At 43.2% G+C, this 12861-nt stretch carries 4 protein-coding genes; 1 reads left to right on the top strand and 3 read right to left on the bottom strand.

The features are described from left to right. Positions 1 to 3: 3 nt before the first annotated feature. The 3 genes from G563_RS33795 to G563_RS0105695 all read right to left on the bottom strand — a co-directional run bounded on the left by G563_RS33795 (position 4) and on the right by G563_RS0105695 (position 9710). Positions 4 to 1740, bottom strand: a complete 1737-nt coding sequence (locus tag G563_RS33795) for a LamG domain-containing protein (protein ID WP_051210780.1) — start codon at positions 1738 to 1740, stop codon at positions 4 to 6. A 60-nt stretch (positions 1741 to 1800) separates the two neighbouring features. After that, positions 1801 to 6660 carry a beta strand repeat-containing protein gene (locus G563_RS0105700; RefSeq protein WP_028664465.1) on the bottom strand — a complete coding sequence of 1620 codons (4860 nt, stop codon included), beginning with the start codon at positions 6658 to 6660 and terminating at the stop codon, positions 1801 to 1803. Between the two features lie 83 nt (positions 6661 to 6743). Next, positions 6744 to 9710 (bottom strand): serine hydrolase domain-containing protein, encoded by a 2967-nt coding sequence (locus G563_RS0105695; protein WP_028664464.1) that lies wholly within the window; start codon positions 9708 to 9710, stop codon positions 6744 to 6746. Positions 9711 to 9999: 289 nt separating this feature from the next. Between G563_RS0105695 and G563_RS0105690 the strand changes: the two genes are divergently transcribed. Then, a complete protein-coding gene (locus tag G563_RS0105690; protein WP_028664463.1) occupies positions 10000 to 12795 on the top strand; it encodes a TonB-dependent receptor in 2796 nt (931 codons plus the stop codon). Positions 12796 to 12861: the final 66 nt, after the last annotated feature.

The raw sequence follows: 12861 nt of genomic DNA, 5'->3' as shown, positions 1-12861 counted from the left end.
AACTTACCATATCAACGAATACTTAATGGTTCCACTTGCCGGAAGCAACAATTCCTGCTGTCCGTTAGCAGTCCGCACTATAGGTTTACTTTTGGGGTCAACACGTACATAGTAGCTTTGTCCATCTACTTCATACAGGCCTTTTTCTACTTGTGCGATACTACCGCTACTTACAAGTCTTACGTAGCCATTGGGAAGAGTAGTGGTAATAGTGCGAGTCAAGCCGCCATTTTCGGGGATGATTTCGTCGCTCACCGACGCGTCATTGATAAAATAAGTCAACATCGGAAAGCCGTCAGGATTGAGTCTAAAGCCTTTGTAAACAAAATTGGCCATTGAATCAGGCCAACTAGCATTGGCATCCGACAATACGGCTACATCGGCTTGACCTTTGGTCAAAATAGCCGCCCCCATTGGTTGTAATATTTGAGGCTCTCCCCTTTCGTACCACATTTGGGTCACATCCGCAAAACCACCTTTCCAAAATTGTAAAAGGGCTCCTCTATTCAAATCTAAACTATAATGCGTCCCCACGGGCGACCCCACCGAAAGGCAATGGGTACGTTTGTTTTTTTCGCCTTCACGCTGAATAAACGACCTTACCAATTCAGCTTTGGTAGAAGCCGTGGCTTCGATCGTCGGGATAGGCTTTGGTTCGGGCAGCGAAGAAGTCACATGCAAAGCATAAGGTCTGACACCTTGAGTCGAAATAAACATTCCTAGGCCATGTCCTCGCCAAGTGAGTTTGTGATATTGGAGACGAAAAGCATGTAACCCTTTGGTAAAATGATAAGTTGCTGGTACGTAGTTTTGAAGAAAATCATTCCATTGATACGGCAATACGGTTTTCCCGTCTATTTCTAAAGAAGCATTAGACATGTAAGCTAGCTGAATCAAGTAGTCGGCTTCTTGTTCTACATCAAATTTCCCCTCATATACAAGATAAAAGCTATTGTTGCCAAGTCCCCACTCGCGGGTCAAGATAGAGGTTGTATCTTTTTTCAAGATATTTTCAGCCAACAACTCTTTCGGTCTATCATTGGTAGCTTTGTAAAGCGTATAAGACAAATCTCGAAGCTTCACAGGTCTAGCATCGCTTAAAAGTTGATAAAATATGTTTCTGAAAGCAGCGGTGCCATTTTCTATTTCAATAGACAAAGCCATATCTGGAGTTGGCGGGGTGCTTAAGAAAGCATTCTCTTGAATCACCACCCCATTCAATATAAGTTTTTCGACTTGAGCTACACTTCCTTTGGTAGCTCTTTTATATTGTACCGCCAGTTTTTGCCACAGTCCAGGGGCTTTGGAAGCATTTTGAATAGGGACTAGGCTCCCCACACTGCCACAAGCATTCCTGTCTAGTTTGGTGCTTTTCCAGCTATCACTGAGTCTAATACCATATCCTCCGGGGAGATTTAGAATGGCGGCGCTACCAGGAGCAAGCATAAAATCAAGATTCAAAATAATATCTCCTAATCCTAGATTTGCACTTGCTTTAGCACCTGTACTCCCTACGATCATGCTTGTTTTAGAATCGGAAGGGGAAGTAGTTTTAAGGAAAGTACTTTTTTCGGGATGCATCATCACCGATTGTGCCACTTTCCAGCTACCGGTCAGCTGGAAAGCACCCTTGCCATCGGTAGCAAGTTGGGTCATGCCTACATTTTGGGCCTTCAAAGAAAAAACCAAACCGGCTGCCAAGAGAAGGCAGCCGGTTTGAAACGCAACAAGTATTTTCATATTTAGAATGAACTTCAACTGTTTGATTGACTACTAGTGAAAATAGTAAGGGTTGGTTTTCTACTGTATTTTTAAAATTTTTCGTCGCGCAACCTCCCCATTTCTTTCCGCATTTAGAAAATACTCTCCAGGGTGTATATTGGTAAAGTCTAGCTCATCGCGACTAGAGGTGGTCTGCTGCCGCAATATTACCCTTCCAAATCCATCCACCACCGTAAGCGTGACTCCAGTGGGTCCTTCTATTTCTACGGTACAACGAGCCTGCACTGGTACAGGGTATACTTTGAGCCATTCAGCGCCAGAGCCAGGATTAACACCAAGCACAGGATTAACAATGAGCACAAAACGAGAATTAGCAGGCCCATTACCGCAACCATTTGTGATAGATACTACTTTGTAGGCATTGGTTTGTCCAGGTTTTACAGAAAACTCATACGGTGTAACGGAAGTAGTAAAAGAAGTATCTTTTCTAGACAAACTATCATTGTAGGTAATCGTCCAAGGTACTTCTCCGGTAAACGCAATCGCTATTTTAGCGCTTTCATTTTCGTAAACGCTTGGCGGGCCTGAAATGGTAGCTGTGGGTAATTCGCGAGCAGTAATTTGTACGGGGCTAATTTTGCCTTTTACTGTAAAGTTTGACGCAATTCCTACAACACGTACGTAGTAATTCCCCGCAGTAGTGGTATTGGGCAAGATACCCCTCAATGGGCTGCTATTTCCTTCTGTAGTGATTGTTTGGAAACCAGCATCTTCTGTGGTTTTCGAAATCTGAACCTTAAACTGTGTATTAGAAGGGAAAAAATCGGATGAAAAATAAGGCATTGTAAATGAAGTACCAGCGCACAAATTAGTAACGCTCGGGTTTCCTACATCTATAATAGCTACTTTTACATTAATTACCGCACTACCAGCAGGAGTTCCCTCACCGCAATTGTTTGTTACTTTAGTGATAATATAGGTAGTAGTATCTAAAGGGCTTACAGAAATAGTCGTTGGGTTTTGGGAGGTTGAAAGCGTAACTCCGTTAGAAAGTGTATAAGTCCAAGGAGCATCTCCCGTAAACACAATCGAAAGAGGAGCCGATTGACCTTGTGTGATATTGGAGCCTCCGCTCAGAGTTGCACTTGGCAAAGGTTTAATGACCACCGTGATTTCAGCTCTTGGGCTTTCACAACCATTTGACCCCGTCTGTGTTACATAAAATTGGTAAGTGCCTGGCGTTTGAGTGGGAGGAATATTAGGAGTGTTTTGAGGGGTTCCGCCAGTTTTGTTGGTATTATACCATTTCAGATTATCTCCAGTGGCACTGAGGGGTTGAGGTGCTGAGTTTTGACAGCTTACTACTGGCGCACTTGTCACCGTAGGAAGCGGAGTAGTACGCACGTTTACTTTGATATCGGTACGCCCGCCACGACATCCATCTAGCACTTGAAGTACACTATAAGTACCTTCAAAGCCTACATCCGTTTTTATAACAGGTGCCACATTGGTTTCCCCTATGTTATTTGGTAGTATCCATACCAGACTTTGCCCCGTTCCTGCGAGTTTTGCATCCAATTCTACCTGAGGATCAAACTGACACAATAAATATTCTTGTTTTGATACCGCTGGAAAAGGAGGCAATGGTTTGGTAGTTACTTTTATTTCTGACCTAGGGCTCTCGCACTCATATTGATTGGTCTGCGACACATAATAACTAGTAGTACCTACTGTGTTAGTAGAAGGTGTGATAGCCAAGCCAGACCATGTTCCTCCAGTAGGCTCGCTATACCATTTTAGATTTTGTCCATTCGCTGTTAGAGGTTGTGCCACGGCAGTATTACAATAAAAAATAGGCGAAGGAGCACTGGGGTTGCCAGGGGTAGGGTTGACTCTATACGTAAACTGCTGGGCACTAGCGGTACAGTTTGCAGTAGAGGCTACTACGCTAATGGTAGCGGTAAGCACATCTTGAGAATTATTAATAACCCTGTATCCTCCATTGATATTTCCTGAGCCGCTTGTTCCAAAACCAATATCATTTGATGACGACCAATTGAAGTTTGTATTGGGAGTTTCACTAGAAAAATTAAGCGCCACCCCTGTGCTATTGGCACAAATCTGATTGGGATTTGGCAGACTAGCTCTAGGCGTAGGATTGACAGTGATGGTAAACTTACCTTCTTTTCCTGCGCAACCATTTGCTGTAGGATTTATGGTAACGGTGGTTGTGACGGCACTTGTCACGGGACTTGTCACTGTATACCCTCCCACATTACCTGAGCCGCTCCCCCCAAAACCCACATCTGCGGTACTTGTCCACGCGAAGGTAGTACCAGGAGTAGGGCTTCCGAAATTGATAGGAGCACCACCTGTACCGCCACATAGGGTAAGGTTGTTGATAGTATTGACGGTAGGAGTAGGATTGACTGTGACATTAAACGAGCGAGCGGGGCCGGTACAAGTAGCTGTTTGAGCGGTGATATTAACCGTAGCTACCACGGGAGTAGCGCCTATATTGACGGCGGTATAAGCTGCAATATTACCAGTACCACTAGCCCCAAAACCAACATTAGCATTAGATACCCAATTGAAAGTGGCACCAGAGGTGGGACTTGAAAAACCAATGGCGGGAGCAGAAGCGTTATTGCAAAATACAGCATTGGTAATATCATTGATTCTTGGAGAAGGATTGACAGTCACAGTGAATGTTTTCGCACTTCCCACACAAGTATTAGCGGTGGGAGTTACCGAAACAGTACTTACTACTGCGGTGGGACTTCCATCGATAGCTGTATAATTAGGGATATTCCCTGAGCCTGAAGTACCAAAGCCTACGTTTGTGCTACTTGTCCAAGCATAGCTAGTACCAGGAGTAGCGCTACCAAATGCAATAGAAGGAGCAGCGGCATTGCCACAAAAGGTAGCGTTGGAGATAGAATTGACAACAGGGGTAGGATTGACAGTAACTGTAAAAGTGGTAGCTGGCCCTGTACAGGTTCCAGTAGTAGGAGTCACAGATACTGTATTTGCGACAGAATTAGTCCCCCCATTGGTAGCAGTAAATGCTGCAATATTGCCTGAGCCTGAAGTACCAAAGCCTGAATTGATTGAGCTTGTCCAATTAAATGTAGTACCGCTTACAGGGCCAGAAAAATTAATAGCACTTCCCGCAGCCCCATTACAATAAGTAGCATTAGACACTGTATTAACTGTAGGGCGTGGGTTAATGGTTATTGTAAAAGTTCGAGGAGAACCTGGGCATCCATTGATTGAGGGCGTAACAGTGATAGTAGAAACTACTGCTGTAGTATTATCACTTATGGTAGTGTAGCCACCTATATTGCCCGAACCAGAAGTGCCAAAACCTACATTAGCGCTACTCGCCCAGCTAAATGAAGCACCACTAGTGGGGCTTGAAAAACTAACACCACTTACTGGTACACCTCCACAAAAGCTCGCATCGCTTATTGCGTTTACACTTGCGGTAGGGTTTACTGTGACGTTGAAATTACGGGCGGGGCCAGTACATGAATTAGCCGTAGGAGTTACAGAGACAGTCGCTACTAAAGGATTTGCTGTACCATTCGTAGCCGTAAAAGCTGGAATATTTCCACTGCCAGAAGTACCAAAACCAACATTGGTGCTACTTGCCCAAGTAAATGTTGTACCAGCGGTTGGACTGCCAAAATTAATGGCCGAACCTCCTACACCATTACAAAATGATACATCCGAAATCGTATTGACAGTAGGAGTAGGTTTAACGGTTACCGAAAAACTTCTTTGAGTGCCAGCACATCCTCCTATTTTTGGCGTAACCGTCACCGTGGCAACTACATCAGAAGTTCCCCCATTACTAGCTGTATAAGCGGCGATATTCCCACTGCCAGAAGTCCCAAAGCCAACATTTATGTTACTTGTCCAGTCGAAAGTGGCGCTCCCACTAGGGCTTGAAAAGTTAATAGCTGCTCCTGAAGCATTATTACAATAATTAGCATTCGATATTGCATTGACAGTGGCATTAGTGGGATTGACAGTTACCGTAAATGAAGTTGGAGTGCCAGTACATCCGTTGGCTGTTGGCGTAACCGTGACAGTAGCTGTTACAGGATTAGAGGTGGCATTGGTAGCTGTAAAACCCGCAATATTTCCATTGCCAGAAGTTCCAAATCCGACATTGGTTGTACTTGTCCAAGCGAAAGTAGTACCAGAAGTTGAACTTGAAAAATTGATAGCACCTACCCCGCTACCATTACATACCCCACTGATATTGGAGATAGAATTGACATTGGGGGAAGGTTTGACAGTTACTGTAAAATTGTTAGACGTACCCACACAGCCGTTTACCGAAGGAGTAACTGTGACCGTCGCCGTGACGTTACTTGAACCATTATTATTAGCTGTGAAACTTCCAATATTCCCATTACCAGAAGTACCAAAACCTACATTAGCTGTGCTTGTCCAACTAAATGTTGCTCCTGTCGAAGTGCTACTAAAGTTAATAGGCCCCGCTGAGGCATTATCACAAGCCTCTACACTAGTGATATTGTTTACGGTAGCCCTTGGATTAATGGTAAAATTAGGACTTTGTCCACTGACCGCATTTACCCTTACTCTGATTTTGTAAGTAGAACTTCCAGCAACATTACTAGGTAAAGTCACCGTAATAGGGCTTGCTGCACCAGTTCCTAAGTTAGTTGGTGAGCCAAATACTCCGCTTGCATCTGATAGCTCTACCGTAAACGAAGAAGGTGCAGGTGTAAAACCAGTTGCCGCAAACGATACTCTCGCTTGGTTTCCTAAACAAAAACCACCCGTCGGAACAGCCCCCGCCGTAGTTGTTACTATTACGGTGTTTATACTTTGCGCAAAACTCCGATAGGCTCCTCCGCACATTAATATAACTGCACAGCCTAGGATAAGTAGTTTTTTTAACATAATCGATTCAAATTGATTTTTCTAAAAACGCTCAAAATTACTTCTTTATTGAAAAACATTCACATTCTCACCAGCTTCACTTATTATTCGTGTTCTGCAATAGCTTGATATACTATTTCATGGATTTTTCGTCTTATTCGTTGGCTGTTGATTTGGGTGTTTTCGGCATTGGGATATACTCTATTAGACAGCATTACAAATACTAGCTCGCTTGTAGGATCTACCCATACCATGGTACCCGTAAAACCCGAATGTCCAAATGACGAAGGCGAAGCCGAAGCTGCTACAAAAACACTTTCTCCCTTTTGAGGGGCTTTGTCCCAGCCCAAGCCCCGATGATGAGCACCATCATACATACGAGCAAAGGTGGGCAAAGTCTCTTCTTGGAAATAACGTCGATCTCCGTAAAGTCCTTTTTGTAAATTCATTTGCATCAAAATCGATAAATCATAAGCGGTACTAAAGAGCCCTGCATGGCCAGCCACGCCACCATAGACGGCTGCCATCTGGTCATGAACGGTTCCTCGAAGCAATTGATTACGGTATGTAAAGTCGTTTTCGGTAGGAGCAATTTGTGTATCACCAAACTTTTCTAATGGTTTAAAACGGGTATTCATCATTCCTAATGGCTCATAAAAATTCTGACCTAGAAATTCGTCTAAGGGCTGATTTGTGACACGTTCTATTACCTTTTGTAACATCAAAATTCCTAAATCACTATATACAAAAGGATAATGTCCATTTACTGGCTTTTTGAGTGGCGATTGCACTATCCACCGCCATACTGAGTCTTTCAATGCCGATTTTGCAAACAGCTTTGGCGCTATTTGCATGGTATATATGCTATCTCGTACCGAACTATAATATTCACTCATCAATCCCCCTCCTCCCGTTTTTGTATTTTCCCAAAGTTTTGGATAAAAAGCCACCAACCCCGAACGATGCAAAAGCAGGTCTTCGAGGGTTATGTGGGTTTTGTTGGTACCTATAAGCTCAGGCAAAAAATGTGCCGCTTTTTGCTTTATATCAATTGCACCTTGCTCCTGTAAGTACATGACCGCCTGCAATGTAGCCGCTACCTTTGTGACAGAGGCTACGTCGTACATGGTTTCGGAGGTCACTTTTTCATTGAGATTATCGTAGGAGAGGGTGCCATAATTCTTCTGAAAAACAATTCTGCCGCGTCTCGCCACTACTATTTGGCAACCCGGAAATATCCTTACTTGAATCGACTTCTGAACAAGTGTATCTATTTTGGAAAGGGTCTTAAAACTAAGCCCTGCTTGTTCGGGTAGCCCTAAAATCAACCGATTGAGGGCTTTTGTTTCGATGCCTGTTCCGAGTTTATACATACCCTCGATGGAAATCGGCAATTTCCCTTTGAAAGGCAATGCTCCAAATATTTGTTGGGCTGCAACTGCTTCCAAGTCAGGAAGATTTTCGTAGGCACAAATTACCCCAGAAGTAGTAGGAAGCTGCAATAAGGCATAAGGAGAAGCAAACAAACTCACAATTACCTTGGCTTTTTGCTGAATACGATTCAGTAGCTCTATAGTAGCAGGAGTGATTGTAAAAGGACGATTGAAGTTGCGACGCGTATCATGCAAGCTCACAATGACAATTTTTGCATCGCCTACTTGGGCTAATAAACTTTCTACTTCGGCATTAGTGGTAGGTTTTTCGGCATATACTACATGATTGAAGGAAGCATATTTGCTCAGGGTTTGCTGAAAAAGATTGATTCCACCACCACCGATAGAAATAGAAGCAAATGTATTAGTATCTAATGCTGTAATAGGCATTAGCTGATTATCATTTTTTAGCAGTGTTACAGCTTGCTCCGCCAAATCGCGCGTAAGTGCCCGAAAGTTAGCCGAACTCAGGTCATTATTAATAGTTTTAGAGTCAATATTAGTACGTTTGCTAAGCCCCATCCAATATTTTGCTTTGAGTATTTTACGTACTTTTTCATCGATTATTTCTTGCGATATGCGACCTTTATCTATCCCCTCTTTGATTTTTTTGATGGTTTCTGCCACGTTTTCGGGATAAAGTAATACATCGTTGCCAGCTATCAAAGCCTTGATATTAGCCTCCACTGCGGTGCGCCCACGTTTTACGCCTTGCATATTCATAGCATCCGTAAAGACTAAGCCCTGAAAACCCATCTGCTTTTTCAAAAGGTCGGTTACGATTTTGGAAGAAAGCGAAGATGCTAAATAGGGCGTATTATCTAAAACAGGTACGTATAAGTGCCCCGTAAGGATGCCTGTTAAACTATCTCCGATCAGTTTTCGGAAAGGGTAAAGGTCTGTTTCGGCAAGGCGGTCAGTGGAATGGGTCAACACAGGCAAAGTATAGTGTGAATCAGAGCCAGTATCACCATGCCCCGGAAAATGCTTGGCAGTAGCGATTATTTTCTGATGCTGAAGTCCTTTCATGTAAGCCCCCGCTTTGTCAGTAACATTTTCGCGTTCTTCCCCAAAAGAACGCATTCCGATTACTGGATTTCGAGGATTGCTGTTTATATCTGCTACAGGGGCAAAATTGATATTAATACCCAGTCTTTGGCATTGGCGTCCTATTTCAAAACCCATTTTATAGATATATCTATTGTCTTGAATAGCCCCCAATGTCATTTGTTTAGGAAAATCATCTATGCTATCCAAACGCATCCCCAGGCCCCATTCTCCATCAATACCTATCATGAGAGGAACCTTTGACAATGCTTGATAGCGGTTTGTCAACTTGGCTTGCCGCGACGGCCCTCCTTTAAAAAATATCAACCCACCTACTTGCTGATTTTTAATCAACAAATCTAGGTGCCTGTAGTAAGATTCATTGCGGTCAGAATGGGTGGCAACCATAAAAAACTGGCCAATTTTCTGCTCTAATGACAATGAATTGAAGACACTATCTACCCATTTGTTTTCAGCAAAAACAAAGGTATTTGTAGGGGTATCGAGCTTAGTAGGTTTATGAAATACCAAGCTCATACTACCAATTAATAGTATGCTTAAGATAGACGACTGAATCAATAAATTTTTCATAGGTACTGGGAAACACACAAAAATAAGAAAAAACCCCTTTGTAAAACCTTAAAAAAATTGTACAAAACCAATTTTCTTCTCTATTTATAAACCTATGTTTATTATTAGTCAACTTTAATTTACAAAGCAGGCTTACTCTTCTTTTCGCTGATTTTTAGACACTTACTACCTCAAAACCAATAATAATCTACTCATAATATTGGCTTAACATTGGCATAATATTGTACTTCTACTTTTGTATCGAATTTTAAACACCGATATGAAAGTAAATTTTAAACAAGACAAACCCATGAGCAGATTATTACTGTTTGTTGTCCTTTCTTTCTTTTCCGCTTTTAGTTTTGCCCAAACTGGAACCCTGCGCGGCACTATCACTGATGCCAAAAACAAAGAAACTTTGATTGGCGCTACCGTAAAATTGGTAGGTACTCAACTAGGTGCTGCTACTGATATCAACGGTTTCTTTTCTATTGCCAAGATACCAGCTGGCAAATACACCGTTGAAATTACGTATGTCTCTTATAAAACGGAAAACATCGCGAATGTTGCGATAGAGGCCGACAAAGTTACAGAGATAAATTCCGCACTTTTAGAAGCTGCTTCTACCCTTGATGAAGTACGAGTAGTAGCTACCCGTCAGACCAATACAGAGGTGTCGGTCATTAGCGAAATCAAAGCTTCTCAAAACATTGTGAGTGGGATTTCGTCCCAACAAATCGCCCGTACGCTCGACCGCGACGCTGCCCAAGTCGTGAAGCGTGTACCTGGTATTACAATCGTAGGCGACCGATTCATTAATATTCGTGGCTTGAATCAGCGTTACAACAACGTAATGCTGCACAATGCCTTCACGCCTTCTATGGAAACTGATGTAAAGTCGTTTTCATTCGATATCATCCCGAGTTCACAGATCGACCGTTTGTTAGTATTCAAAAGCCCGGCAGCTGATTTGCCCGGTGAGTTTGCGGGAGGGGTAGTAAAGATATTTACCAAAAATATTCCTGACCAAACGAGCATCACGTTTGATTATAACACAAGTTTCCGTCAGGGAACTACCTTCGGAGATTTTTATCAACCTGAGCAGGGCAAAAACTACTGGACGGGTTTTAACAATGGCTATCAGGATATTCCGGGCAATTTTCCCAATAAGAACCTCAATTTTGCCACTCCGGCAGAACTGGAATTGGCCGGCCGTGCCTTACGTAATAACTGGACTGCTCAGAGAACATCCGCGATTCCTGACCAACGCTACTCAATAACGGGTAATTTTAAATTGCAGGCGGGCAATGTCAGAATCGGAAACGTAACCGCGCTTACCTACAGCGACAGCCGGACTGCTTTTGAAATCAACCGTAAAGACTTCAATGAGAGCAACAACAATGTTCAGTCGGTGATTTATAATTACAACGACGCCCAATCCAACCGTAATATTCGCGTAGGAGTTCTGCACAACTGGTCGGTACGGTTTAATGAAAACCATTCTATTGATTTCAAGAACCTGTATAATCAATTAAGTAATTCAAGTACCGTAAACCGTACGGGCCGTAATCTTGAATCCAACTTCTCACCCGACAGCTATTCTTTCGACCAGGTATATCGAGGAATCTATACGGGTCAGCTCACTGGGAAGCATGAATTCAATAATGACAAAACGATGATTGACTGGGTCGTGGGCTATAACAATGCTTATCGTGACCAACCTGACTACCGCCGCTACCGTTCTGACTTGGATGAATCCAATGGCCAACGCACACTTTATGTGCCCGTTGGTACAGCGGCTGCCTTTTTCTTAGGTCGTTTTTCTTCAACAATGAACGAGAATGCGGTGACGGGCGGTATTAACCTGACGCACAAACTCGCTACCAAAAGTGGTTCAGACATTGAGTTGAAAGTTGGCGGTTATTACGAAGATAAAAGCCGCGAATTTAAAGCCCGAAACTTAGGCTATGTGCGCACCAGCCGCACCAATCCCGATATTTTGAGCGGTTCGATCACACAACTGTTTCAACCTCAGAACATTAACAACACCGACGGGATTCGGATTGACGAACAAACCAACAACAGCGACTCTTACGATGCCGACAACAACTTAGTAGCCTTTTATGGTTCGGCAAATATTCCTTTGTCGAAAAAATTCAACATGATTGCCGGTGTACGTTACGAAGCCAACACGCAGCAATTGCAATCAGCTACTATCAACGGCGACCCGGTCAATGTGAGTTTTCCCGTCAATAAGCTGTTGCCTTCGATGAATTTAACGTATAATTTCTCCGAGAAAACACTGATACGCGCCGCTTACGGCCGTACGCTCAATCGTCCCGAATTCCGCGAATTAGCGCCGTTTGCTTTCTATGATTTTGATTACAACATTGTGTATAAAGGAAACCCTGACGTTCAAACGGCCAATGTTGACAATTTTGACCTGCGCTACGAGTGGTACCCAACGCCCAACGAAGTGGTGAGCATTGCAGGTTTTTACAAGTATTTTACCAATCCCATCGAAGTGATCGTGGTACCGGGTGCCGGTTCGGGAGGGGCAAAAACGTTTACGTTTGCCAACGCCAAAAGCTCGGTAAGCTCAGGTTTGGAACTCGAAGTGCGTAAAGGACTTGGCTCATTGGCTCCTTCTCCAATCTTGGAAAACATGAGCCTGTTGTTTAATGCAGCCTTGATTTTCAGCCGTATCAAATTGGGTACGTTGGGCTTAGGTCAATCTGATGACCGCCCGCTTCAGGGACAATCGCCGTACATCGTCAATGTGGGTTTGAATTACAACAATCCCAAGTCTGATTTTCAGGTAAACGTTTTGTACAACGTCATTGGGCGCAGAATCTTCGCCGCAGGTTTTGAAGGATACCCGGATATTTATGAAATGCCGCGTAACGTACTGGACGTTACATTCTCCAAAGCAATCGGAACGCGTTGGACGGTAAAGGGCGGAGTAACCGATATTCTGAACCAAACCAATGTACTGTTGCAGGATGGAAACGGTGACAAAAAATTTGACCGTAAGAATGACCAATTGATTCAGACCTTCCGTCCGGGACGGATGTTGCAATTGGGCTTCTCTTTCCGTATTCTATAAGTTTTACGCTTTAACCACTAAATAAGTCAATTATCCAAAACTATGAATATGTTTAAATCCATCAAA

Origin of the sequence: Runella zeae DSM 19591, from assembly GCF_000423565.1 — a bacterium.
Lineage (GTDB): Bacteria > Bacteroidota > Bacteroidia > Cytophagales > Spirosomataceae > Runella > Runella zeae.
This window is presented reverse-complemented; position numbering and strand designations above follow the sequence as displayed.